At 70.2% G+C, this 25,282-nt stretch carries 22 protein-coding genes; 3 read left to right on the forward strand and 19 right to left on the reverse strand.

The window, feature by feature from the left end; translation table 11 throughout:
* The 4 genes from BMZ30_RS13505 to BMZ30_RS07790 all read right to left on the reverse strand — a co-directional run bounded on the left by BMZ30_RS13505 (window position 1) and on the right by BMZ30_RS07790 (window position 3,824).
* Window positions 1-639, reverse strand: coding sequence for a restriction endonuclease subunit S domain-containing protein (locus tag BMZ30_RS13505; RefSeq protein ID WP_143073148.1), 639 nt, complete (start codon window positions 637-639; stop codon window positions 1-3).
* Entirely contained in the window at window positions 632-2,146 is a 1,515-nt protein-coding gene (locus BMZ30_RS07780; protein ID WP_219810200.1) for a type I restriction-modification system subunit M, read from the reverse strand. Before BMZ30_RS07780 ends, BMZ30_RS13505 begins: the two co-directional genes overlap by 8 nt.
* A 320-nt stretch (window positions 2,147-2,466) precedes the next feature.
* A complete protein-coding gene (locus tag BMZ30_RS13970; RefSeq protein WP_342341516.1) occupies window positions 2,467-2,577 on the reverse strand; it encodes a helix-turn-helix domain-containing protein in 111 nt (36 codons plus the stop codon).
* A gap of 42 nt (window positions 2,578-2,619) precedes the next feature.
* A protein-coding gene (locus BMZ30_RS07790; protein ID WP_093376900.1) for an IS3 family transposase occupies window positions 2,620-3,824 on the reverse strand; the annotation gives its coding sequence in 2 pieces (ribosomal slippage) (window positions 2,620-3,537 and window positions 3,540-3,824; 1,203 coding nt in all).
* Between the two features lie 260 nt (window positions 3,825-4,084).
* Between BMZ30_RS07790 and BMZ30_RS13510 the strand changes: the two genes are divergently transcribed.
* Both BMZ30_RS13510 and BMZ30_RS07795 read left to right on the forward strand, forming a co-directional pair.
* Entirely contained in the window at window positions 4,085-4,816 is a 732-nt protein-coding gene (locus BMZ30_RS13510) for a hypothetical protein (RefSeq protein WP_143073149.1), read from the forward strand.
* Between the two features lie 144 nt (window positions 4,817-4,960).
* Complete coding sequence (locus BMZ30_RS07795; protein ID WP_177191307.1) at window positions 4,961-5,881, forward strand: toll/interleukin-1 receptor domain-containing protein; 921 nt, start codon at window positions 4,961-4,963, stop codon at window positions 5,879-5,881.
* Between the two features lie 267 nt (window positions 5,882-6,148).
* Here the strand turns inward: BMZ30_RS07795 and BMZ30_RS07800 are convergent, their stop codons facing one another.
* The 15 genes from BMZ30_RS07800 to BMZ30_RS07870 form a co-directional block, all read right to left on the reverse strand.
* Window positions 6,149-6,955, reverse strand: a complete 807-nt coding sequence (locus BMZ30_RS07800) for a ComEC/Rec2 family competence protein (RefSeq protein ID WP_143073150.1) — start codon at window positions 6,953-6,955, stop codon at window positions 6,149-6,151.
* Window positions 6,952-7,707: a ComEA family DNA-binding protein gene (locus tag BMZ30_RS07805; protein WP_229828513.1), complete on the reverse strand. Its 756-nt coding sequence runs from the start codon at window positions 7,705-7,707 to the stop codon at window positions 6,952-6,954. The genes BMZ30_RS07800 and BMZ30_RS07805 overlap by 4 nt, the downstream gene beginning before the upstream one ends.
* A gap of 137 nt (window positions 7,708-7,844) precedes the next feature.
* Window positions 7,845-8,654, reverse strand: coding sequence for a GIY-YIG nuclease family protein (locus BMZ30_RS07810; protein WP_093376908.1), 810 nt, complete (start codon window positions 8,652-8,654; stop codon window positions 7,845-7,847).
* Entirely contained in the window at window positions 8,651-9,487 is an 837-nt protein-coding gene (locus BMZ30_RS07815; protein ID WP_229828512.1) for a DegV family protein, read from the reverse strand. The genes BMZ30_RS07810 and BMZ30_RS07815 overlap by 4 nt, the downstream gene beginning before the upstream one ends.
* Window positions 9,488-9,516: 29 nt before the next feature.
* The gene (locus tag BMZ30_RS07820; RefSeq protein WP_093377444.1) at window positions 9,517-12,873 is read right to left on the reverse strand and encodes an ATP-binding protein; all 3,357 of its coding nucleotides are present in this window, start codon (window positions 12,871-12,873) and stop codon (window positions 9,517-9,519) included.
* A 5-nt stretch (window positions 12,874-12,878) separates the two neighbouring features.
* A complete protein-coding gene (locus BMZ30_RS07825) occupies window positions 12,879-13,610 on the reverse strand; it encodes a DUF4194 domain-containing protein (RefSeq protein WP_093376910.1) in 732 nt (243 codons plus the stop codon).
* Window positions 13,607-15,130, reverse strand: coding sequence for a DUF3375 domain-containing protein (locus BMZ30_RS07830; RefSeq protein WP_093376913.1), 1,524 nt, complete (start codon window positions 15,128-15,130; stop codon window positions 13,607-13,609). The genes BMZ30_RS07825 and BMZ30_RS07830 overlap by 4 nt, the downstream gene beginning before the upstream one ends.
* A gap of 3 nt (window positions 15,131-15,133) precedes the next feature.
* Window positions 15,134-18,049 carry a leucine--tRNA ligase gene (leuS, locus tag BMZ30_RS07835; protein WP_093376916.1) on the reverse strand — a complete coding sequence of 972 codons (2,916 nt, stop codon included), beginning with the start codon at window positions 18,047-18,049 and terminating at the stop codon, window positions 15,134-15,136.
* A gap of 43 nt (window positions 18,050-18,092) precedes the next feature.
* The gene (locus BMZ30_RS07840) at window positions 18,093-18,389 is read right to left on the reverse strand and encodes an antibiotic biosynthesis monooxygenase family protein (protein WP_093376919.1); all 297 of its coding nucleotides are present in this window, start codon (window positions 18,387-18,389) and stop codon (window positions 18,093-18,095) included.
* Between the two features lie 12 nt (window positions 18,390-18,401).
* Window positions 18,402-19,007: a vitamin K epoxide reductase family protein gene (locus BMZ30_RS07845; protein ID WP_093376921.1), complete on the reverse strand. Its 606-nt coding sequence runs from the start codon at window positions 19,005-19,007 to the stop codon at window positions 18,402-18,404.
* A complete protein-coding gene (locus tag BMZ30_RS07850; protein WP_093376923.1) occupies window positions 19,004-19,750 on the reverse strand; it encodes a metal-dependent transcriptional regulator in 747 nt (248 codons plus the stop codon). Before BMZ30_RS07850 ends, BMZ30_RS07845 begins: the two co-directional genes overlap by 4 nt.
* 6 nt (window positions 19,751-19,756) lie before the next feature.
* On the reverse strand, window positions 19,757-20,614 hold the full coding sequence (locus BMZ30_RS07855) for a metal ABC transporter permease (protein WP_093376926.1): 858 nt from the start codon (window positions 20,612-20,614) through the stop codon (window positions 19,757-19,759).
* Window positions 20,611-21,333 (reverse strand): metal ABC transporter ATP-binding protein, encoded by a 723-nt coding sequence (locus BMZ30_RS07860; RefSeq protein ID WP_093376928.1) that lies wholly within the window; start codon window positions 21,331-21,333, stop codon window positions 20,611-20,613. Before BMZ30_RS07860 ends, BMZ30_RS07855 begins: the two co-directional genes overlap by 4 nt.
* A complete protein-coding gene (locus BMZ30_RS07865) occupies window positions 21,330-22,253 on the reverse strand; it encodes a metal ABC transporter solute-binding protein, Zn/Mn family (protein WP_268248152.1) in 924 nt (307 codons plus the stop codon). The genes BMZ30_RS07860 and BMZ30_RS07865 overlap by 4 nt, the downstream gene beginning before the upstream one ends.
* 30 nt (window positions 22,254-22,283) lie before the next feature.
* A complete protein-coding gene (locus tag BMZ30_RS07870) occupies window positions 22,284-24,164 on the reverse strand; it encodes a metallophosphoesterase family protein (protein ID WP_143073151.1) in 1,881 nt (626 codons plus the stop codon).
* A 72-nt stretch (window positions 24,165-24,236) separates the two neighbouring features.
* Between BMZ30_RS07870 and BMZ30_RS07875 the strand changes: the two genes are divergently transcribed.
* Window positions 24,237-25,235: a glutathione S-transferase family protein gene (locus tag BMZ30_RS07875; protein ID WP_093376936.1), complete on the forward strand. Its 999-nt coding sequence runs from the start codon at window positions 24,237-24,239 to the stop codon at window positions 25,233-25,235.
* Window positions 25,236-25,282 lie beyond the last annotated feature (47 nt).

A 25,282-nucleotide genomic window follows, 5' to 3' on the forward strand; every position in this document is an offset into this window, starting at 1 on the left:
TCAGGAGGCCTCCCCCAATAGGTCGTCGTAGGACTCAGGAATCTCAGTCTCCTGGTTGAGGAGCGACGTCGTTAGAGCAGCGCGGAACCCAATGAGCGAGCCCAAGTGGCTGCCTGACCCGCCGGACTCCTTGTCGAGCGCAGAAACGCAGCGATCCACAGAAGTAATGAGATCTACGATCCGGCGTTGGATACCCAAGTCCGGCAATGGAACCGACCACGATTCGAAGTCTCGCTCTTTCCAGCGAGCCCGTCCCTCCGAACCGCCCCGCGATGCTTCGATCGCACGAAGTACTGCGCTCTGCTTAAAGTAGATCAGCAAGAACTGGGGAAGCAAGAGATCACGATCTGTCTCGTATAGCGGAAACTCATTGCTTGCGAGGGCACCATCAAGGGAATCCGGGACGACATCAAACGCCCCCTTCTGCGTATCAATTCTGTTAAAGACGAAGTCGCCGCTACGCGCTCGATAGAGCGTCTTCGCTTTGACTGTGTCAGTGGTGCCGATTCCGCGGTTGTACGCCCCTTTGCCATGCCAGCGGACGCCCATCGTCGTGTACTCGACGCCAGGTTCGAGCCGGACCGCTTCGCGGCGCTGCTTTGCAACCGAAGCTACTGGTACTACGCGCCACTTAGTCATCGCTCACCTCAATCGCGCTCAGATCAATCCCCGCCGCCTGAAGCCGTCTAAACATGTCTGCCTCAGCTGCGATGCGCCTTATTCGACTGTCCGCGTAGGCCGTCAGCGTGCTGCCAAGATCAGCTGATTCTTCGGCCGCCACCGTGATGTAGTGACCGAGCCTCAAGTCGAAATCTCGACTGGCGATCTCGTCAATCGGAACGAGTCGGACGTTAATACGGTCCACATCGGCTGATTTGGTACCGCTCCGGTAGGTGTCAACCAAGGCATCAACGTCAGCGGCGGTCATCGAGTTCCGGTTGACTGCCTTCTCAAACCGGGCCGAGCCATCGATGAAGAGCACTTTGCCGGCGCGAAAAGCAGACTTATTGGCTCGAAAAATCAAGATGCAAGTCGGAATGTCTGTGGAGTAGAAGAGATTGGGCGGCAATCCGATAACCGCTTCAAGCAAATCGGCCTCAATGAGTTTCTGTCGAATACTGGATTCGGTCCCCATCCGGACCAAAGTACCGTGTGGCATAACGACGCCAACCCGACCAGAATCTGGCGTCATCGAGGCAATCATGTGCTGGATAAATGCGAAGTCGCCGTTCTTCGCAGGCGGCACGCCGTACCGGGCTCGAGGGTCGGTTGCCCAACGGTCCGCTCCCCAGTTCGCGAGCGAGAACGGCGGGTTGGCGATTACAGAGTCGAAAGTGCGCAGAGCACCTCTGGCGTCCTTGAAGGCGGGGGCACGGAGCGTATCCCCTCGCTTGATCTCGAAGTCCTCGATCTCATGCAGGAACAAATTCATCCGCGCGATCGAGGAGGTGGTTAGGTTGATCTCCTGACCGTACAGGCGCAGAGTCCTGTGATCCAGGTTGGCGTCGCGGAGTTGGTTGATAGTCGCGACCAACATCCCGCCCGAGCCGCAGGCAGGGTCGTACACGGACTCTGCCGGCTGCGGCTCTAGGATTCCTACCAGCAGGTTGACGACCTCGCGGGGTGTGAAGAACTCCCCCGCCTTCTTTCCTGACTCGTCGGCGAAGTTCTTCAACAAGTACTCATATCCAGCGCCTAGAAGATCGTGGGAAACCGTCGTCGGATCGAGCTTAATTTTGTTAAAGGCCTTGATCAAGTCAAGAAGTGCTGACTCTGGGATTCGCTCCTTGTTACCCCAAGCAACATCACCGAAGACTCCGGCAAGCGAGCGCGGGTTAGCCTTCTCAATCCGCTGGAAGGTGCTCGCGATCTCCGCGCCGAGGTTTTTGACCTTCGTCGTGGTCTCCGACCATAGCGTGCCTTCGAGCATCTCAAATCGGTGGTAGTCAGCTTCGATCTCGTCGTCGAGGTCGTCCCCATACTCTTCAAGCGCCATGTCGTGCTCGTACACCCAGGTGTCAGAGATCCATTTCCAGAAGAGCATCGGAAAGACGTAGGTCTTGAAGTCGGCTGGGTCAACGGGGCCGCGCAGAGCATTTGCCGCGTCCCAAAGCCTGGACTCGAGCTCTTGCTGGGTGATCGTCACTGAGTTGGTGCCCTTCTGTGATTGCTTTGGTCCACACGCGTACTGAGCCGGTCGCACCGAAGCTCAGGCGCAGTCACGGTGAAAGTCGACTCGAATCAAGTCGACTGGAGCCATTCACATCGTATAGATACGCGGCATCATTCAGACTTGCCGTCGCTGCGCGACATCTTGTCGAAGTATCGCACGCTGGAAGCTACGCGGATGCGTCAGGTCTATCCCTGAGCGAGTAGCAGCGCTGCCGCATCCACGCCCAACTGCTGCGCCAGTGCATCGACGGAGTCCAACGTGAGGTTCCGCTCGCCGCGTTCGACTCCGGCGAGCTAGCGCGGGGTTACCTCGAGCTGCTCAGCGAGCGCCTCCTGAGTGAGCCCCCGGGCACGACGAATCTCGCGCACCTGCGCGCCGAGGGTCGACTTGAGAGAACTGGTCACCCCTCAAGGCGGGTCTGCTGCACGGATAGGTGACAGCGGTTCTCAGGCGGCGAGTGCGACCTGAGTGGTCTGTATGGTCTCGTATTCGATGGGGGTGAGTCGACCCAGGCGGGCTTGCCTGCGCCGGCGGTGGTAGGTCCGTTCGATCCAGGTCACGATCGCCAGGCGCAGCTGGTCGCGGGTGGCCCAGGAGTGGCGGTCCAGGACGTTCTTCTGCAGCAGGCTGAAGAAGAACTCCATGGCGGCGTTGTCCCCGCAGGAAGCCACCCGCCCCATCGATCCGGTCAGGTCGTGGCGGGTCAGCGCGCGCAGGAACTTGCGGCTACGGAACTGGCTTCCCCTGTCGCTGTGGACCACGCATCCGGCGACGTCGCCGCGGCGAGCCACGGCGCTCTCGAGCGCGTTGACGGCCAGGCGCGACTTCATCCGTGAGTCGATCGAGTAGCCCACGATGCGCCCTGAGTAGGCGTCCTTGATCGCGCACAGGTAGACCTTGCCTTCGGCGGTCTTGTGCTCGGTGATGTCGGTCAGCCACAGCCGGTTCGGGGCGTCGGCGGTGAACTCGTGGCGCACTACGCCGTGCTTGTCGGTCACGGCGCACAGGTCGTCGTGAACCGCGGGGCCTGGCTTCTTGCCGTTCTTGGTGGGCTTCTTGCCGAACGCGCTCCACCAGCCCATCGACGAGCAGATCCGCCACGCGGTACGGTCAGCCATCGCGTGGCCGGCGTCGCGGGCTTCGTCGGCGAGCAGCCGGTGGCCGAACTCGGGGTCGTCGGCGTGGGCGTCGAACAAGGCATTCGCGCGGTGGGCCTGAGCAAGGTCACGCGCGGTGACGGGGGCGGCCAGCCACCGGTAGTAGGGCGCGCGGGCGAGCTTCAGTACCCGGCACGTCACCGCGACCGGCACCCGCACTGGGGCCCCGGTCGCGGCCAGCTCGCGCACGAGCGGGTACATCATTTTCCCGGCAGGTTCGCCTGCGACAAGTACGCGGCTGCGCGGCGCAAGACCTCGTTCTCCTGCTCCAGCAACCGGATCCGCTTCTTCAACTCGCGGGTATCTCCGTCCGGCGAGGCCGCAGCGCCCGGGGCGGGTCCGTCGGCGAGGTCGGCGGCCCGCATCCAGTTCGTCAGGCACGACTCGCTGATCCCGAAGTCAGCAGCGATCTGCTTCAGACGCTGACCCGGCTCACGGTTGCGGGCCACGCGCACCACGTCATCGCGGAACTCTTGGGGGTAGGGCTTGGGCATGAGGGACATCCTTCCAGTAGCGCCCAACGGCACCACAGGTCAGGTGTCACCTATCCGTGCAGCAGACCCGGACGAGGGTCGCGAAGGTCCGGTCTAGAAGACGAGGGACTGCACGGCAAGGTCGTGATCACCACCTGGACTGCGGAGTCTGCTCACCGCGGGGACCGGTGCTTCTGATTTCGACGTCTGCCCCCACTGGCGTCCAGGCGTGAGCTGACGCCACCGGAAGATTGTCGGTGGCGAAAGGTACATTGCTCAGCATGACTGAACTGTTGGCGGCCCTGCTGGGCGCGATCGTAGGCGGCGTCCTATCTGCATGGGTGGGTTCCCGGCAGACCGCCAACGTGCTGAAGCACGAGACGGACCTCGCTGCGATAGAGCGAAGGGAAGCAGAACGCGCCGATGAGCACCGCCGGCATTCCTTCGCAGCGGATCAACTGATCGTTGCACTCGCGGAGTTCACGACGATCAAGGGGGACGAGAGGCAGGGGCCGGCATCCTTCGCTCGAGTGCCAGCAACGGCAGATGTACATCTGGACCGGAAGAGACGTGTCTCGACGCTTCTGCAAGCGGGCTCCAGCCACGCGCATGCCCTTCCGACGGAGCTGCATGCGCGCTGGGATGCGCTGACCTGGATGGTCCGCTTCAACCAGTTGGATCAAGGAGAGCGCTCGGATGATCCGCGACAGCGCGACGTCAGCGATCTGCTGAACTATGTCGAGTACGTACGGCGATCCCTATGCGCCGTCAGCGGAGACGGCCCGATGCCGCCACATTATGCTGCTCCGGACGTACGCCGCGAAGAATCTCGCCCATGGGGCTTCAAACCCGACGCGGGGCACAATGAGCCCGACCTCACTGATTGGCATTCGAGCACCCGCCTCATCGGCAAGGTCAAGTTCACGACCGGAGAGAGGCGTTGGTACGGACCGAACGGACTCATCGAGGATCTTCCACGAGAGTCCACCAAATCAGACCAATCTGACGGATGAGCTGGCCGCGCCACGCGTTTTGGCTGTACCTAAAAAGAAGAAACTTGCTTCGAGTGGGCTGGGTCTGCGAGGAGCACACCGTAAGCTTCCCGAAAGACCTATGTCCCGATGCGTAAAGCTTGCGGACGACGACCAAGGAGTTCTATGGGCTCGGATCTGTTCATCTCATACGCCTGGACATCGGATGAGCACCGGGAGTGGGTACGTCTGCTCGCAGCTCAGCTCAAGGCGCTCGGTTTCGATGTGCTCATCGACGCAGATGTCGATTATGGCGACGACCTCAACGGCTTCATGCGTCGCGTTGACGATGCCAAGCGCGTACTACTCGTAGTCGACCGGAACTACGTAGAACGGGCCGACACGATGCCAAACTCGGGCGTCGGCAAGGAGAGTCGCTGGATCTCAGAGGTGCACGGTGACCGCGAGGCCTCCTGGATGTCAGTCCTGTTCGTCAACAACCCGGATTTTACGTTGCCGGCATGGCTAGGCGACAAGATGCCGAAGGGTTTCAATTTCAACCACTCTTCCAACAGCCTCCAGGAATTTCCCGGGGCTGAACAGGTTGAAGATCTCTGGCGCTGGATCGCCGGGCTGCCGACTAACCGCGACAGCGCGACTCCGATCGCGACACTTCGTGAGCGCGCCACGCGCTTGGAGGAACAAACCTTGCGCACAGAACCCTCTCAATGGCGGAGCCCCGACTTGGAAGGCGAGCTCCGCTTCGCCTATGCAGACGCACCTCAAAGAACTTTCCGTTGGGGATTCGGCGACTCAGAGTTCGCTTTCAGTGTCAGCGGGCACAGCAATGACTCCATATACGTCCTCAAGGACTACGGGAATGCTGTGGGGCTGGTGCAGGGTGAGATGCCCGACGATGCCGACTTGGCGCGACATCTTGTCCCGGGGCGCTCAGTCACTCCGCGCGTCGGCCAAAGTGTCGTGCTGATGAATGAGCACGGTCGGCTCGCTCTCGTTGAGATCGTCGACGTCCAAAGGGAGACCACGCACATCCCCTACACCGCGCCGCACGTCACCTTCCGCTGGCGAGTCATCGCGTCCTCGTGACCAGGAGCAACGTACCGGGCCGAAGACAGGTCGCCACCCGTCTACGAACTGCATGAGCCTCCCGTATAGCCGAGCCTCGAACGCTTAACTTGCCTCCAAGACCAATGCTTCAAACGGTACCCACGACGACGTCAAGGCGGGTCGACCAAACACGAGCGTCGCTGCCGTTGGTGTTACAAAAGAAGACCACTGCGGACGTCTTCTGGCACTCTTGAGAGCAAACATAGTAAGGTGGGAGCGTCCCACAACGCTTGCAATATCGGAGCGTTAAAATGGCTTCTGACCTGGGGTTTTAGCATTTAGAACCATCGCATAGTTGGCACTTACGCACCTGGCGAAGTATTTGCCCGACACCGCCGTCAGGTGGGTGAGCCCGGTGGCGCGCATCGCGTCCGCGACGTCGTCGGGCAGGGCCGAGGTGTCCCCCACGGCGACCCCGGGGACCAGCCCACGGGCAGCGGCGGACCGATCGGCGACGGCTGCCACCAGGCCGGCGCGCATCGCGTGCGCCAGACCGTACGGCGAGGCTTCGACGACGACCGGGGGGCTGGCGCCGAGCAGCTCGTAGCGTTCGGCCCCACCCGCGGGCAGCGCGACGAGAGTCTCCGAGGCCCGCACCACGCTCGCGTAGGTCAGGTCGCCCCACGCACCGTCGCCGCGCACCAGCACCCCGACGGAGACGCCCTGGCGGACCGCGGAGGCGAAGGGACCGGCCGTGACCTCGGTGACGTGCAGTCGCACCCGTGCCGTCGCTGCGCCCCACGGGCTGGTGGCGACGGCGGGGTCTGCCCGCAGCCGCCCGACGACGTGCACCGGGTCGCCGCGCGCCGCCGCCCCGGCGACGACGCCGCCCTCCTGCGCCGCGAGGTGCACCCCGACGACCGCGGCCGTGCACGCCGCGGCGACGAGCGTCAGCGCGAGCGCGTCCCGGAGCGCGCGACGGCGCATCGTGCCGGCGGCGAGGCCGACCATCAGCACCGCTGTCCCGAGGGCCGCCCCACCCGTGGTCGCGACGAGCACGAACGCGGCGAGCCAGCTCCCGAGCGCGGGACCGAGCAGGCGGACGTCGATCACACGCGCACCCCCGACCACAGGTTCTCCAGCACGGCAGGTCCGACGCCGCTGACCTCGAGCAGGCCGTCGACCGACGCGAACGGACCGTAGGCCTCGCGGTGCTCGACGATCCGCTGCGCGAGCACCGGACCAATCTCTGGCAGCGCCTCGAGCTCGCCCGCGGTCGCACTGTTGAGATCGAGCGTCGCACCCCCACCCGTCGTGCCTGGTCCGGCGTCCGGACCGCTGGGCGCCTCCGAGCCCGACGGCGCTTCCTCCCCCGCCCGCAGCACCACGACCTGCTCGCCGTCCGCGAGGACGCGTGCCAGGTTCAGGCGCGCCAGGTCGGCTTCGTCGGTCGCCCCGCCCGCGCTCTCGACGGCGTCCAGCACGCGGCTTCCGACGGCGAGGCGGACGACCCCCGGCCGCTCGACGGCCCCGACGACGTGCACGAGCACCTCGGCCGGGACGCCGTCGACGACCTCCGGAGCTGACGACGGCGCTTGTCGAGGCGCATCGCTCGACGGGGCGGCTGCGCTGGTCGCCATCCGTGCGGGCATCGGCACCGCCTCACTCGGCACGCCGGCGACACCCCGCGCGACCAAACCGCCCGTGAGGATCGCGAGGGCAGCGGCACCGATGGCAAGGGTGCGGCGGGTCGTCAGCCAGCGCACGCGCGGGGGCGCGTTCCGGTGCGCACCTGCGAGAACAGGTGCACCCGCGCGAAGCCGCTCACGCAAGGCGGCGACGTCGTCAGGAGGAGGCTCGGGCACCGTCCGAGCCTGCTCGCGTCATCGGGCGCGCGCAGGGGTTCCGGTCGCTCTGGGGACGACGGCGCGGCGCAGCATCCCTGTGGAGGACCCTCGGGGCAACTTCCGGGGTCTCGCCTCAAGAGGCGCGCGAGCAGCCGTCAGTTGCGATTCAGACCGTGCACACGCGTGTCGAGGGCAACCTTGAAGTGGCTCTCCGCCGCGTCGATCTCGCGCACGGGGGTGGCCGGGTCGAAGACCCGGAGCAGCGAGAACCGAAAGTTCGTGGCTGCCAGGCCGCGCAGCTCGACATTGCCACCGTGACCATTGGTGGCGTAGGTGTTCCATCGTTGGCGGATGCTCTCTGCCCCGTCCGCCTTGCCCACGTAGTGCCGTCCGCTGCTCGTGTCGGTGATCAGGTAGATGCCCACGACCGAGGAGAGCGCGGTGCGCCACGCCGAGTAGCGGTGCTCGCGCATCACCGCTTGGAGCTGCGCGTGGTCCAGGACCAGCCGGTTGAAGCCGGGGAACGGGATCGGCTGCGCGTCGACGATCTCCATGACCGGGTACTGGGCGGCGGTAGGGCCGTTGAGGCGCCAGGCGCGGGGCGACCTCCAACCGATGACCAACCGGTTCCTGAGGTCAGCCAGCTGGTCGGTCTCCACGAGGTCGAAGGTACGCAGCAAGCCATCGTTCCGGACCTCTCCCCGATTTTCGACCACCGACCAGAGCCGGGCCCGGTCGCCGCCATCGCGCACGAAGACGGCCCAGATGCGCGGTGGCACCGCGGGAAAGACCTTCGGGTTCGCTGACTGCCCGCGCGTGTACTGCATGATCTCGTCGTGCGTGGAGTCGGCGTGGATTCCCCTCTGCCCGTCCTCGTGCTCACGCACGTAGGCGTGGCGGATCACCTGGGCATCCGCAGGATCGATCCCAGCACTGCGCAGGATCGGTTCGAGCGTCAACGTCATGCTCGTCGCCCCTCCATCGGATCATCCACGACAAACGCCGCGACCAGCCCCGGCCCGACGTGCGCCCCCAGCACGGCCCCGACGGGCGCGACGAGCACCTCGAGTCCGGTCCGCTCGACCAGGTCCGCCGCGATGGCGCGCACGTCCGCGTCGTCGCCCAGGTAGTGCAGCGCTACACGCGGCCGGGCGCACCGTGCCGCCTCCTCCTGCACCAGCGCCGTCAGGCGCGTGACGGCGGCGGCACGCGTACGCACCTTCGCGAGCACGGCCACCCGCCCGTCGCGCAGCGTCAGCAGCGGCTTCATGCCGAGGGCCGTGCCGACCGCGCTCGCCGCGAGGCTGAGCCGCCCGCCGCGCCTCAGGTGCTCGAGCGAGTCGACGAGAAAGAACCCGCTCGCCGACCGCGCCGTCGCGAGAGCCGCGCCCTCGACGTCGGCCGCCGACGCACCCGACGCCGCCACGCGGGCCGCAGACAGCGCAGCGAAGCCGAGTCCCATGCCCACCACGCGCGAGTCGACCACGCGCACCGGCACGGGTGCCCGGTGCGCGGCGAGCGCCGCCGCGTGCACGGTGCCCGACAGCTCCCCGGAGAGGTGGACCGACACGATCTCGCGCGCTCCTGCCGCGGCCAGCGCGGCATACCGCTCGGCGAACGCCTCGGGCGTCGGCTGCGAGGTCGTGACGCGATCGCCGCGCAGCACCGCCGCCGTCGCCTCGTCCGTCCCCACGCCCTCGAGCGTGATGCTCTCCCCCACGTGCACGTGCAGGGGCACGACGGCGACGTCCGCCTCCTGCGCGAAGGCGGGCAGCAGGGCGGCGGTGGAGTCCGTCACGACCGCCACCGCCCTCCCCCGCTGCGGGCTCATGCCGTCACGGCGTCCGCGGCGGCGACCCACACGACGCGGGACCGGCCGGCGTCGTCCTTGAGCGTCTGCAGCACGAGGTCGACGTGCGGCTCGAGCGCGCTGACCTTGTCCAGGGGCGCACCGATGATCAGCTGGAAGCCGAGCCCACGCCACGCACCGACCGCGCGCCCGGCGAACCGCGCGTCGGCCTTGATGAACGCCTCGTCGAGGAACACCGGCGCGTACCGCGGGCGCTCGGCGTCGGCATCGCCGAGCTGGTAGCGCAGCGCCGCACCGACGATGAACGCCACGAGCTCCTGCGACTCGCCGCCGGACTTGCCGGCGATGTGGTCGTAGACGCTCACGTGGTTGCCGTCGAGGTCGACGCACTCGGCGCTGATGCGCACGTGCTCGCGCACATCCACCAAGCGCCGCCGCTCGGGGCTCTCGGGGCGGATCCGCGCGAGCAGCCGCGCCATTCGCGCGTACCGCCGCTCGCGCTCGGCCGTCGTGCCGTCGGCCGTCGCATCCTTCGCCAGGGCACGCAGGTCCCGGCGGAACGTCGCGACGTCGTGCGCCTCGGTGACGGTCGCGGTGATGCGCAGGCGGTGCGCATCGTCACGGAACGGCAGCCCGGCCAGGATCTCGTTCACGGGCTCCATGCGGGTGCGGATCTCGCTGATCGCCTGCTCGATCGCCGAGCTCAGCATCGTCAGGTCGCGCCCGGACAACCGCCCGATCGCCCGGTTCCAGCTCTCCTGCAGGGCGTACATGCGCTGCCGGGAGATCTCGTCGTGGATGCGCTTGAAGTCCTCGTACGAGGTGTCGGGGTCGGTGCCCAGGTTCGGGTTGGGCCACTGCTCGACGAACCGTGCGAACACCGCGGCCAGGCCGTCGTGCGCGGCCGCGACCTCGGCGTCGGCGAGCTCCCGGGTGTGCACGAGCTCGCTGCGCAGCGCGGCGACGGCCGCGGTGAAGGCGGACAGGTCCCCGCCCGGCGTCCAGCGCGACCCGGCGAGCTGCTCGTCGAGGAGGGCCGCCTGCTCGTCGTCGGCGGAGATCCCCGACTCCTCGTGGGCGGCAAGCCGGTCCCCCAGCTCGTCGACCTCGTCGACCAGGGTCGCCCACACCTTCTCGAGCTGCTCCATCTCGACCTGCGTGCGCGACGCCTCGCGGCGCAGGTCAGCGAGCCGGCTCGAGACGCGCGCCTCGTCCTCCTTGAGCGCCCGCAGCACGTCGGAGCCCGCGACGAGCTCAGCGAGGCGCGCCTGCCGGACCGCGAGGTTGCGCGCCGCGCCCTGGACGTCGAGCTGGTCCCAGGACAGCCCGCTGACCGCCTGCGCGGCGGCGAACCGGTCGGTGAACCCCGACCGCGCACGGCGAGCCTCGGCGAGCTCACGCTCCGCGGTGCGCTCACGCACGTGCGCCTCACGCCGCTCGTCCTCGAGCTCGGCGAGCGCGCGGTCGTTGCTGAAGCCGAGCACGCTGCGCCGTCCACCGCCACCATGCGCGCCACGCTGCCCGTCGCTGGTCTGCCCCGTGCGGCTGAGCGCCCGCGGGTGACGCGAGAGGTCGGCGGCGTCGTCGACGCACACGTAGGAGAACCGCCGGTCGAGGGTCTCGGCGACCCAGCCGGTGAACGGGCCGTGCCGCAGCTCGAGGCGGCCGTCGAGCCGCGTGCGGTCCTCCTGCTCGCGCACGGGCAGGCCGGTGGGCACGCCCTCGAACCGCAGCCGGCGCGAGGAGGGAACCCGGTCGATCGCACGCCGGAAGTCGGCCAGGTGCTCAGCGTCGACGAGCAGCGTCAGCGCGAACCCGCCGAGCGCCAGGCTGATCGCGTCGCGCCACGGCTCGTACTCGGCGCGCACCTCGAGCAGCTCCGCGACGAACGGCAGCTGGTCAGGGCTCAGCCCGGCCGCCTCGGCGAGGGCGCAGCGCGCCTGGTGGTCGGCGTCGGGCACGTTGCCGCGGCGCTGGCTGAGCGAGCCCTTGTCCGCCTCGAGCCGGGCGAGCTCCCGCGCGGCCTCGGCGTGCGCGACGGTCGCGGCCGCGACGGCATCGTCGAGCTCGCGCTCGCTCGCCGCACGGTCGGACACGAGCGTCGACGCGCGCCGACGCAAGGCCTCGAACTGGCCCTTGTTCTCGGCGTCGTCCCCCAGCACGCGGCGGTGGGCCTCGAAGGCGGCGTGGCGCTGCTCGGTGTCGGCGAGCGCGACCTCGAGGTTCGCGACCTCGCGCTCCAGGCGCGCAATCTCGTCGCCACCGTTGCGGCGCTGGTTGTCCTTGATCTCCTCGTGCTCGCGCTCGGCGATGAGGATCTGCGCCTCGAGGGCAGCGTGGCGGGCGTCCGCCTCCGCGTGCGCGGCGCGGTTCGCGGCCTCCTGCGCGCGGGCCAGCTCGAGCCGGCGCGCGTCGTGCCACTGCGCGAACGGCGTGTCCGGCTGGTCGATCCGGCCGATGCCGAGCGAGTCGATCGCGGCCGCCCGCGCGCGGGCCTCCTCGAGCCGACGCCGCAGCCCGACGATCGGGCCGAGCAGGTCGAGCTGGCGCTGCGCGGTGAGCATCTCCTCGCGCACCTCGCTGAGCTCGTCGAAGTGGTCGACTGCGTCCTGCGCGCGCCGGATGGTCTCCGGCTCCTCGAGCACCATCGACTTGTACAGCGCGTCGACGGTCGTGATCTGCTGCCCGGCCTGGATGCGGGCGAGCAGCGCCATGGCCTTGTGCCCGTCACCGGCGGCGCCGATCCCCAGGGTGCTGTGCAGCCGCGCCGTGAACGCGACGTCCGTGTCGTAGAGCGCGAGCCCCAGGCGGTCCGTCATCCCCGCGCGCGGGAACCGCTCCGCCGCGAGCGGCTCGAGCAGCCGCAGGTCGAGCGCGCTGTCGACCGTCGCGCGCACGAGGACGCAGTCGTCGTTCTTCACGGCGCCGCGCGGCACGTAGTAGGCCCGCACCGCGGTGAACACGCGCCCGGACTGGTCGGCCCACGACATCGCGATGGCCGACCACGTGTCCGTGCCGTCGCCGCGCAGCACCGCGTCCTTCGCGCTCAACGAGCCCGCGACCCGCGCCTCGTCGAGCTTGCCGCGCGCATAGGAGATGACGTTTCGCTGCTCGCGCCCGCGCGCCCGCCCGCTCGTCGCCCCGTTCGAGGCGCCGTTGAACGGCGTCGTGTGGCTCATCGTCAGCGCGATGTAGGCGTCGAGCAGCGTCGACTTCCCCGTCCCGGACGCGCCCGAGAGCAGGGTCGCCGTCGAGGCCAGCCCGATCTCGTGATACCCGTGGTACCCGCCCCAGTTGATCAGCTGGATGGACCGCGCGACCCACTGCTGGCCGGTCGAGGCCGTCGGCACGAGGCCGAACAGCGTCTGGCTCATGGTGCTCACGGTGCCTCCTCCGGCAGGGTGTCGTCAGTCGGTGCGTCGTCGTCACCCTCGGCATCGTCGCCAGCATGGGCGTCGCCGGCCACGTCGTCGTCCGCGAGAACATCGGGCACGTCCCCGGCCTTGAGCCAGCGCGCGAGCTCCTGGAGCCGCTCGACCGGCAGCAGCACCTCGATCACCGGCAGGATCCGGAACCGGCCCGGGCTGACCTCGTCCAAGACGCGTTCGCGCTGCAGCGTGGTCATCGCCGCCTCGGCCTCGCGGCGGCGCAGCGCGAGGTTGGTCTCGTCGCTCGCGAGGAAGCTCATGGCGTACTCGACGAGCTCCTCGGCATCGATGAACGCGGCGCGCTCCCCCGCTCCCTGCTGCTGGCGGAACACGTTGCGCGCGTGCACCATCAGCAGCGTCTCGACCCGGCGGTACGGCTCGTCCTTGAGCAGGATCGGCACCGACAGCCCGTCGGGGCGCAGCTGCTTCTTGTACGCGAGCTCGTAGTCGCGGTCGATGACGAGCTGCAGGAACATGTCGTGGCAGCGCGACTCGAGGACGTCGAGGTTGGCCAGCAGCGCCTTCCACTCCACGGGGTTGTCGGCGGCGGCCACGTACCGCGCGCGCAGCAGCAGCGCGAACGCCCGCCGTGCCTCGAGCGGCAGCTGACCGCGGTCGCCGTCGAACAGGACCGGGACGTCCTCCTCCATGGGCGGCGTCTCGACGAACGCGGGAGTGCTCATGCTGCTCCTTCAGGTTCTGCGGGCGCGGGCTCGCCGCGGTGCGTCGGGGGCGCCAGGAGCACCCGGGGCAGGGCGAACTCGCGCTCGCTGCCGTCGGCGCGCCGGGCCACGACGCGCTCGACGGCGCCGGGAACGACGCCGTGGCTCTGCTCGGGCACGCCAGCGTCGGCCAGCTCGAGGAAGCCGAGGATCTCGACCGGGCGGCGCAGCTCGGCAGGCGCGCTCGCGAAGGCCTCGGCGACCGAGAGGTCGCCGGCCCCGCCTGCGCGCAGCTCGGCGACGTGCGCCGCGAGCCACGCGTGCTGCGGACCGCCGAGTGCGCGGATCTCGTCCAGGTCGCCGCGCTCGTCGTCGTCGGCCCACTCCTCGAGGGCGGCCGGGGGCGTCTCGGGGCGCAGGTCGTGCAGGGAGTCGCGCAGGCGGCCGAGCTGGGCGCGGCCAAACCAGCGCAGCGGCTCGACGCGGGCACCGCGCGAGGACTCGGGGAACCAGTGCGCGAGGGCGGACACGACGTCGCGGATCGCGTGATCGAGCTCGCGGTCCCGCAGCGGGTTGTGCCCGCGCACCTGGGCCGTGAGCGTGCGCGACGCCCGGGCCTGCTCGGACTGCACGACGTCGAGCGCGGAGACGATCTGCGCGCGGATGCCCCGGAAGCCTTCGCGCTCGGCGCGGCTGAGGCTGCGGGCGAACGGGTGGCGCAGGATCGCGGCCACGTGGTCGTCGAGGGCGGCCAGGAGCTCGGCGTCGGTGAGCAGCTCCATCGCGCCCGTGAACGCGCGCCCCTCGGGGGTGTTCGCCATGAGGTTCTCGGACGCCTCGAGGTACTCGGCGAGGATCTCGCCGGTCGGCCGCTCGTCGGCGCGCAGCTGGGCGATGATCTGGCGCTGCAGCTCCTTGATCGACTCGGCCACGCGCGCGAAGTCCGCCGGCAGCTCGCGGACCAGCAGCTGGACGTGGTCGTACGCCTCGACCATGCGGTCGGCGGGGGCGGGCTCGAGGTCCGCTCCGGAGGCGAGGCGGTCGCGCTCGGCCGTCAGCGCCGCGAGCTGGACGTCGATGCTCGCCAGCCGCTCCGCGCGGTCCCCGGTCGCGTCCTGCGCGGCGCGGTCCACGGTGTCGAGCAGCGCGCGGATGCGCGACTCCGACACGAGCGAGCGCGCGCCACCGGTGCGCTTGACCAGCTCGAGCGCCTCCTGGGCGTGCGAGGTCAGGCGGTACTCCTCGACGTCGGCGTCGTTGACGTCGCTGATCAGCCAGCGCTCGCGCACCCACCGCGCGCACAGCACGCGCGCCGGCTCGGCGGGCACGTCGACGCCGGCCGCCGCGAGCTCGGCGAGCAGCGTGTGCACCTCGAGGTGCATCTGCTCGGACGCGACGGTGCCGCGCCCGCGGGTGAACACCGTGTCGAACACGGCGACCACCAGCGGTGCGCTCTGCTTGTTCAGCAGCGCGAGCGTCGGGCGCGCGAACGCCCGCTGCGCGGCTGCGAGTGCGCCGGCGACGGCGCGTGGGTCACCCACGCGTCAGACGACGACGTTGACGAGCTTGGGCGCGCGCACGATCACCTTGCGCACGGGGCGACCGTCGAGGAACCGCACGAGCGCGGGCTCAGCGAGCGCGGCGGCCTCGAGGTCCGCCTCGGAGATGTCCGGGGACACCTCGAGGCGCGCGCGCACCTTGCCCTGCACCTGCACGACGCACGTGACCGTGTCCTCGACCAGGTGCTGCGGGTCGGCGACCGGGAACGGCTCGTACGCGAGGGACTCGGTGTGGCCGAGGCGTGACCACAGCTCCTCGGCGATGTGCGGGGCGACGGGCGCCGTCATGAGCACCAGGGCCTCGGCGGCCTCGCGCGGCACGCGGTCGAGGCTCGTGAGGTGGTTGTTCAGGGTGATCAGCTTGGCGATCGCCGTGTTGGGGCGCATGTGCTCCATCTCGACGCGCACGTCCGCGATCGCCCGGTGCAGGTGCTTGAGCGTGTCCGCGTCGGCGGGCTCGTCGCTCACCGAGAGCTCGCCGGTGGTCTCGTCCACCACGTTGCGCCACAGGCGCTGCAGGAACCGCTGCGAGCCGACGACGGCGCGCGTGTCCCACGGGCGCGACAGGTCCAGCGGGCCCATCGACATCTCGTACACCCGGAAGGTGTCGGCGCCGTACGCGTCGTACATGTCGTCGGGCGTCACGACGTTCTTGAGCGACTTGCCCATCTTCCCGTACTCGCGCTGCACGACCTCGCCGTTGTACGTGTAGACGCTCGCGCCGTCGGCGTCGGTGGTCTCCTCGACCTCGCCTGCGGGGACGTACGCGCCGCGGGCGTCGGTGTAGGCGTAGGCCTGGATGTAGCCCTGGTTGAACAGGGTGTGGAACGGCTCGGCGCCCGAGACGTGGCCCAGGTCGAACAGGACCTTGTGCCAGAACCGTGCGTACAGCAGGTGCAGCACGGCGTGCTCGACGCCGCCCACGTACAGGTCGACACCGCCCGCGGCGCCCGCGCTCGCGTTGTGGTCCGGGCCCAACCAGTAGCGCTCCAGGTCCGCGGCCACGGCGGCGTCGGCGTTGTGCGGGTCGATGTAGCGCAGGTAGTACCAGCATGAGCCGGCCCAGTTGGGCATCGTGTTGGTGTCGCGGCGGTACTGGCGCGGTCCGTCGCCCAGGTCGAGCGTGACGTAGACCCAGTCGTCGTTGCGGCCCAGCGGCGGCTCGGGAGAGGAGTCCGCGTCGTCGGACGCGTAGGTCCGCGGCGCGTAGTCCGGCACGTCCGGCAGGTTCACGGGCAGCAGCTCGTCGGGCAGGGCGATGGGCTCGCCGGACTCGTCGTAGACGATCGGGAACGGCTCGCCCCAGTAGCGCTGCCGGCTGAACAGCCAGTCGCGCAGGCGGTAGGTCACCGTGCCGGTGCCCAGTCCCTTGGCCTCGAGCCAGCCGATGATCTCCGCCTTGGCCTGCGCGACGGTCAGGCCATCGAGCGAGACCTCGTCGTTGGCCGAGGCGATGATCGCGCCGTCGCCCGTGTACGCGCCGCCCTCGAAGCCCTCGGGCGGCTGCACGGTGTAGACCACGGGCAGCTCGTAGGCCTGCGCGAACGCGAAGTCGCGCTCGTCGCCGCCCGGCACGGCCATGATCGCGCCGGTGCCGTAGCCCATGAGGACGTAGTCCGCGGTGAACACCGGGACCTCGGCGCCGTTGACGGGGTTGACGGCGAACACGCCCGTGAACACGCCCGTCTTGGACTTCGCGTCAGCCTGACGCTCGACGGCGGTCTTCCCGCCAGCCATCGCCTGGTAGGCCGCGACGGCCTCGCGCGGGGTCGCGTGCCCCCCGGTCCACAGCGGGTTGGTGCCCTCGGGCCACTCGGCGGGGACATGCTCGGTCAGCACGCCGTGCTCGGGTGCCACGACCATGAACGTCGCTCCGAACAGCGTGTCCGGGCGCGTGGTGAAGACCTCGATCGGGGCGCCGTCGGTCGCCACGGCGAACGTCACGTGGGCACCCTCGGAGCGGCCGATCCAGTTGCGCTGCATCGCCTTGACCTTGTCCGGCCAGTCGATCAGGTCGAGGTCGTCGGCCAGGCGGTCCGCGTAGGCCGTGATGCGCATGTTCCACTGCCGCAGGGACCGCTGGAACACCGGGAAGTTCCCGCGCTCGGAGCGGCCGTCGGCCGTGACCTCCTCGTTCGCCAGGACCGTGCCCAGCCCGGGGCACCAGTTCACGGGCGACTCCGACACGTACGCGAGGCGGTGGGCGTCGATCGCGGCGCGGCGCGCGGTCGTGTCGAGGTCGGCCCAGGGGCGTCCGTCCGGCGTCGGGCGGGTGCCCGCGGCGTACTCGGCCTCGAGCTCGGCGATCGGGCGGGCGCGGCCCGTGCCGCCGTCGGGGCGCACAGCGTCGGCGTCGTACCAGGAGTTGAAGATCTGCAGGAAGATCCACTGCGTCCAGCGCACGTACTCCGGGTCCGTCGTCGCGAAGCTGCGGCGAGAATCGTGCGCGAGGCCCAGGCGGCGCAGCTGGCGGCGCATGTTGGCGATGTTCCGCTCGGTCGTGATGCGCGGGTGCTGGCCCGTCTGCACGGCGTACTGCTCGGCGGGCAGGCCGAACGCGTCGAAGCCGAGCGCGTGCAGGACGTTGTCGCCGCACATGCGGCGGAAGCGCGCGGTGACATCGGTCGCGATGTAGCCCAGCGGGTGTCCGACGTGCAGCCCGTCGCCGGAGGGGTACGGGAACATGTCCATGACCATGAAGCTCGAGGACTCCGGGTCCGCGTGCCGGCCCTGGCCGTCGGTCAGCTCGCCGGACGGGTTGGCGGCGTAGAACGTGCCGCGCTCGTCCCAGCGGTCCTGCCACGCCAGCTCGATCTGCGCCGCGAGCGCCGGGGTGTAGCGGAAGGTCGGCTCGTCAGGGCTCGCGGGCTGGGCAGGCTGGGTTCGGGTCGCATCGGTCACCCGGGGAGTTTACCGCCGCTGTGCGCACCTGCCGTGCTGTCGCTCAGGCTGAGGCGACATCGTCGAAGTGCTCGACGACGGGGAACGGGTCGTAGAAGTGGTGCAGCAGGCGTCGCCACTCCTCGTACGCCGCGGAACCGCGGAATCCCTCGGTGTGGTCGGTGAGGCTGTCCCACCGCACGAGCAGCAGGAAGACGTCGGGCCGCTCGAGGCAGCGCGACAGCGTCAGTCCCCGGAAGCCGCGCGACGCCGCGATCAGAGGTTGTGCGCGCGCGAACGCCTCTTCGAACTCCTCCGCACGACCGGGGCGGACATGGAGGACCGCGTGCTCGAGAATCACCGGACCGACCGCTCAGCCGAGGGTGCGGGCGATGTCGTCGCCGAGGACGAGCAGGATCCACGTCAGCAGCACGAGGACGACGACGCCGAGCCCCAGGTGGCGGTACCGCACGAGGCCTGACTTCTCCGAGCCGCGCCCCAGCACCCCCGTCCGCCACACGTGCACGAACGTGTACCAGGCCAGCGGGACCATGGCGGTCCACACGACCATGCAGTACGGGCACAGCGCGGCGAGCTCGTACAGGCTCGTGTGGATGAGGAACACCACGAGCGCCAGCCCGAGGACGTTGCCGGCCAGGAAGACCCACCAGAACCAGCGCGGCAGGCGCAGCGACGGGGCGAGGGCGAGCAGGACGCCGATCGTGACCACCACGGGGAACGCGGCAACGCCGATCACGGGGTTGGGGAAGCCGAGCAGGCTGCCCTGCCAAGACTCCATCGCCGGCCCGCACGTCATGAAGACGTTGAACGAGCACGACGGCACGTGCGAGGGATCGATCAGGGTCCAGATGCGCTCGAGCGTGAGCGCCATGGACCCGACGAACCCGACCAGCCCGAGCACGACCAGCAGTGCACCGAAGCGGCGCTGGTGGCGCTCGGTGGTGACGACGTCGGTCATGGGTTCTCCTGCGGTTCGGTGGTGGTGTCCGGGACGACCCACACGGCCTGGGCGGCGCCGAGGCCGAGGTCCTGCGGCGTGCTCGCGTCGTCGACCGTGAGCGTGACGACCCCGGCGGCGGCGTTGACGGCGTGCAGCGTCACGACGGAGTCAAGCACGACATCCTGGGTGACGAGGTAGCGCAGGACGTCAGGGTCGGCGTCGGAGATCCGCGCCACGCGTCCACCGGTGCGCGGGGGCAGGTCGGCCAGCGGCCGGGCGTCCGGGGTGGCGACGGTGCCGTCGGCGGCGGGGATCGGGTCCCCGTGCGGGTCCCGGGTGGGGTGTCCGAGCGCGCGGTCCAGCCGGTCGAGGAACGTGTCCGACACCGCATGCTCGAGCACCTCGGCCTCGTCGTGCACCTCGTCCCAGCCGTAGCCGAGCTGGGCGACCAGGAAGGTCTCGAGCAGCCGGTGCCGGCGGACCATGCGCAGCGCCTGCGCGCGCCCGGCGTCCGTCAGCGTGACCTTGCCGTATCGCTCGTGCACCAGCAGGCCCTGGGCGGCGAGCCGCCGCACGGTCTCCGAGACCGTCGAGGCGCCGACGCCGAGCCGCGCGGCGAGCGCCTTCGTGGTCACGGGCTCGTCCGACCACTCCTGCGCCGACCACACCACCTTGAGGTAGTCCTCGGCGACGGGGGTCAGCGCGGGTCCGGGCTCAGGGCTGGACTCAGGCACGGGGCTCGACGCAGTCTCAGGGCTCATCGGGCGTCACGATACCCGCGCGTGCACGACGGCGACCTGGCGCGTCCGCAGGTGCCCACGCACACGCACGCTCGCGTAGGCCAGGGTGAACACGAGCCCCTGCGCGACGACGACGCATCCCGCGGCCGAGGCGTCCAGGGCGTAGCTCGCCACGAACCCGACGACGGCGCACGCGCTGGCCATGACGGGGGCGATGACGAGCATCCGGGCCATGCGCGTGGTCAGGAGGTACGCGGTGGCGCCAGGGATGATCAGCATCGCGACCACGAGGATCACCCCGACGGCCTGCAGTGCGACGACGACGGTCACGGCCAGCAGGGCGAGCAGCAGCGCGGAGATCCGGCGGGGCGAGATGCCGACGGCGTGGGCGTGGGTGGGGTCGAACGCATAGAGCGTGAGGTCACGTCGTCGGAGCAGCAACGTGGCGGCGACCAGAGCGCCCGAGACGCCGACGAGGAGGACGTCCTGGCCCGAGACGCCGAGCACGTTGCCGAACAGGATGTGGGTGAGGTCGACCTGGCTCGGGGTGACGCTCACGAGCACGAGGCCGAGGGCGAACAGGGACGTGAACACCACCCCGATGGCGGTGTCCTCCTTGAGCTTGGTGGTGTCCCGCACGCCGCCGATCAGGGCGACGGCGCCGAGGCCGAACACGAGCGCCCCGAGGGCGAACGGCAGCGCGAAGGCGTAGGCGAGCACGACGCCGGGCAGCACGGCGTGGGAGACGGCGTCGCCCATGAGCGACCAGCCGATGAGCACGAGCCAGCAGCTGAGCAGTGCGCACACGATGCTCGCGACGAGCGTCACGGCGAGACCGCGCTGGACGAAGCCGTAGGTGAGCGGCTCGAGGAGGAGGTCGATCATCGGACCATCCCGAACGCCCGGGCGAGCACCTCGGGCGCCAGGCCCTGCGCGGCAGGTCCGCTGAACACCAGGGAGCGGTGCAGCACGACGGCGTGGTCCGCGAGATCCGGGGCGGACCCCAGCTCGTGCGTGGACACGACGACGCTGGTCCCCCGCTTCCGCAGCTGCTTGAGCACGGCGGTGATGCCGTCCTGGGAGACGGTGTCGACCCCGGCGAACGGCTCGTCGAGCAGCAGCACGCGCGCCTCCTGAGCGATCGCGCGGGCGACGAACGCGCGCTTGCGCTGCCCGCCGGAGAGCTCGCCGATCTGCCGGTCGGCGAGCGCAGCCAGCCCGACGTCGTCGAGCGCGGCCTCGACGGCGTCGCGGTCGGCCGGGCGCAGGCGGCGGGTGAGGCCGAGGCGTCCGTAGCGGCCGGTCGCGACGACCTCCCGGACGCTCACGGGGAAGTCCCAGTCGACGTCGTGCGCCTGCGGCACGTAGGCGACCAGGCCGGCACGGCGTGCCTCCGCCGTGCTGCGGCCGAGCACCTGGACCGTGCCCGCCCACGGGCTCAGCGCGCCCATGACGAGCTTGAACATCGTCGACTTGCCGGAGCCGTTCACCCCGACGACCGCGGTGATGCGCCCGGCGGGCATGGTGAGGGTGACGTCGTCGAGCGCGAGGACTTGGCCGTAGCGGGCGGTGACGCCCCTGAGCTCGACGGCGGCGGCGCTCATGCGTCCTCCAGGGCGGTGGCGATCAGGCGGGTGTCGTGGCGCAGCAGGTCGAGGTAGGTGGGCACGGGGCCGTCGGCGCCCGAGAGCGAGTCGACGTAGAGCGGGCCGGCGAGGCGGGCTCCGGTCTCGGCAGCAACCTGGCGCTGGGCGGCGTCGGAGACCGTGCTCTCGCAGAACACCGCGGGGGTGCCGGTGGCGCGCACCTGGTCGACGACGTCGATCACCCCGCGCACGGTGGCTTGCCCCTCGGAGTTCACGGGCCACAGGTAGGCCTCACCGAGGCCGGCGTCCCGGGCGAGGTAGGAGAACGCCCCCTCGCACGTCACCAGGAGAGCCCTGGGACGGTCCCTGAGCACGGCGACGAGGTCGGTGTGGATGGCCTCGAGCTCGGCCGCGTAGGCCTTGGCGTTGGCCGCGTAGGCGTCGGCGTGCGCGGGGTCGGCTTTCGCGAGCGCGGCGGCGATGTTGCGGACGTACACCTGGCCCGCTCGCGCGGACATCCAGGCGTGCGGGTTGCGCTCCCCCGCTGCCGCGCCGTCGACGATGGGCAACGGCGGGACGCCGTCGCTGAGGGTGGCGTGCGGGGCATCGACGCCGGTGAGGAGCTGGGCGAACCACGACTCGAGCCCGAGGCCGTTGTCCAGGACGAGGTCCGCCCCCTGCGCGCGCGCCAGGTCGCCGGGCGTGGGTTCGTAGCCGTGGATCTCCGCGCCGGGCTTGACCACGGACTCCACGCGGACGTGCTCACCGCCGACGACGCGCGCCATGTCGGCGATGACGGTGAAGGTCGTCACGACGTGGAGGCGGTCGTCCGCGCTCGCCCCAGGCGCTGCCGGGAAGGCGCACGCCGCGAGGAGCGCGGCGCACATCGCGCCTGCGGCAACCCGCGCGGAAAAGTTCGACATACCGAACTTTCGCACGGCGGATCCCCGTGCGCAACGTTCGCGGGGCTACTCGATCTCGTCCGCTCCCTCGACGGTGACCACGAGCACCGGCCGCGGGAACCGGACGGCGGCCCCGACCTCGACCGCACCCGACGGCGCGAGGGTCACCACGCGCAGGTCGACCATCCGGCGGGCCTCGGGGTCGAACCGCAGCACCGTCATCTGCGCGACGCCGCGCAGGGGTCCGATCGTCAGCTCCCCCTCCACCGCGCCTGCCGTGCTCGCGCTCCCGTACCGCATCCCGAGCCCGTGCTGGACCGGGCCGACGCGCCGGTGCAGGTGACCCGACACCTGCACCGGCGCACAGCCGCGGTCGAGGGTCGTCGACCCGACGTACGGGGTGTGGATCAGCAGGAGGTCGACGTCGGCAGCGCACGCCACGTCGGCGAGCCGCACGCCTGCCTCCTGGGGCGTCTCCTCCCCCGTGGCCCGCGTCGCCTGGCCGGGCCGGGTCTCGTTCGGGTCCGCGTCTCCGAGGATCCGCACCCCGGCGACCTCGACGACCTCACCGTCGAGGACCGTCATCCCGGCCGCGCGCGCCTGGGCGCCCGTCTCGGCCGAGTCATGGTTGCCGGTCGAAATCACGTACGGGACGCCGCGGGGGGCGGCGTCGGCGAACGCGCTCACGCAGAAGCGCTCGACCGACGTCCCGTTCATCGTCGTGTCGCCGGCGTCGAGGATCACCTGGGCCCTGGAGAGCTCGGCAACGGCGGTGATCGCCCGTGCCATCCCGACGTTGCAGTGCAGGTCCGACACGACGAGCAGCGGGACGAGGTCGGCTTCGACAGCCTGGCCGTCGGCGTCCTCCGGTACCGCCTCCCCCACGCCGGCGAGCCGCTCCCCGGAGTCCGTGGGCGTCGCCTCGGTCGAGGGGTCGTTCGTCGGGTCCGTCGACGGGGTGGTCGACGGGGTCGCGGGAGGCGACGGGTCGCTCACCGGCTCGGGTGCGGGGGGCGTCGGCGCAGCCGCGCCGTCGGGTGCCGCGTCGCCCTCGGGCGTCCCAGCGTCCTCGGGTGCGCCGTCGTCGGCGGGTCCACTCTCGCCGCCGTCGACCTGACCACCCATGTCGCCGGCGCGCGGCGCTGTGGCCGCGGCGAGCAGCGTCGCGGCGCGCTCCTCCTGGGCCGCGCGCTCGGCCCAGGCGACGCGCACGGCCCGCTCGGCGTCGTCGTAGAAGCGCTCGTTGTCGCGGTAGACGTCCAGGACCTGCGCGCCGTAGGTGTCGATGATCCCCGAGAGCCGGCCCGTGATCCGGGCCCCCTCGAGGGGCGTGTCCGCGAAGACGGCCGAGGCCGGAACTCCGACGGGCGTGCGCGGGCGCGCCGACGTCGAGGACGTCACGACGAGCACGGCGACGAGCACCCCGCCGACGAGCTGACCCGTCCGCGGCGCCAGCCGCCCCGCGAGCTCGTCCCGGCGAGCGCGCCCGAGCAGCACGTAGCCGAGGCCGCCGACCACCGCGAGCACGAGCACCGCGCCGCCGAAGCGCAGGGCGGCGTTCGCGATCAGCTGCTCGGCGACCTCCGCGACCGTCGTCTGGGGCCCGGCAAAGAACTGCACGTAGGCCGCGAGGTCCTCCTCGAGCCCCGCGAGACTCGACTGCACCGCCTGCAGGTCCGCCGGGATCTCCTTGACCTCGATGTCGACGCCGAGCACCCACGGCAGGGGCGAGTCGATCTCGAGCGTGCCGAGCGGACCGAGGTCGACCACGACCGTGTCGTCGAACGTCACGGCGTACCGCGCCTCGTGCGGGCCCAGGCTGAGGTCGGCGCGGGCCGTCCCGAAGCCGTAGACGAGCGCCACCAGGAGGCAAGCGAGCACCGCGAGCGTCCAGCGCAACCACCGCGGTGGCACGCGTCGCCGTCGTCCCGCCTCCTCCGTCGCCACGCCCCGACCCTAAGCCAACTGAGCCCACCCCGCCGGGGCGCGGAGCCCACGCGCGCTGCCTATGCTCGGGCGATGAGCTACGTCGAACCGAGCTACAGCCGGGACATGCGGTACATCTCCACGCGGATCACCGCCGACGGCGCGGGCGGTTACCCCGTCGAGGCCAGTCGGTACCGGCTGGTGGTCGCCCGGGCGTGCCCGTGGGCGAACCGCGCGGTGATCGTGCGCCGGCTCCTGGGCCTCGAGGACGCGATCTCGATGGGCATGTGCGGGCCCACCCATGACGAACGCTCGTGGACGTTCGACCTCGACCCGGGCGGGGTGGATCCCGTGCTCGGCATCGAGCGGCTGCAGGACGCCTACTTCGCGCGCGTGCCCGACTACGACAAGGGCATCACCGTCCCCGCGATCGTCGACGTGACGACTGGCCAGGTGGTCACGAACGACTTCCCGCAGATGACGCTCGACCTGTCGACCGAGTGGACCGCGCACCACCGCGAGGGCGCGCCCGACCTCTACCCCGAGGCCCTGCGTGCCGAGATCGACGAGGTCAACGCGCTCGTGTTCAAGGACGTCAACAACGGCGTCTACCGCTGTGGCTTCTCCGGGACCCAGGAGGCGTACGAGGCCGCGTACGACCGACTGTTCTCCCGGCTCGACTGGCTCAGCCAGCGCCTCGAGAACCAGCGGTTCCTCGTGGGAGACACGATCACCGAGGCCGACGTCCGGCTGTTCACCACCCTCGTGCGGTTCGACGCGGTCTACCACGGGCACTTCAAGTGCAACCGGTCCAAGCTCACCGAGATGCCCGTGCTCTGGGCGTACGCCCGGGACCTGTTCCAGACTCCCGGGTTCGGCGACACGATCGACTTCGGCCAGATCAAGGAGCACTACTACGTGGTGCACAGCGACATCAACCCGACGCAGATCGTCCCGGCGGGCCCGGAGCTGGGCGGCTGGCTCACGCCGCACGGCCGCGAGTCCCTGGGCGGCCGCCCCTTCGGCAACGGCACCCCGCCTGCCCCGCCCGCCCCGGGCGAGCACGTCCCGCCCCTCACGATCACCAACTGACCAACCCTCCACTGAGTGCGTGATTTTGGCGGTGTTCTGGGCTGAAA

The sequence above is a fragment of the Flavimobilis marinus genome, assembly GCF_900113055.1.
Taxonomy (GTDB): Bacteria; Actinomycetota; Actinomycetes; order Actinomycetales; family Cellulomonadaceae; genus Flavimobilis; species Flavimobilis marinus.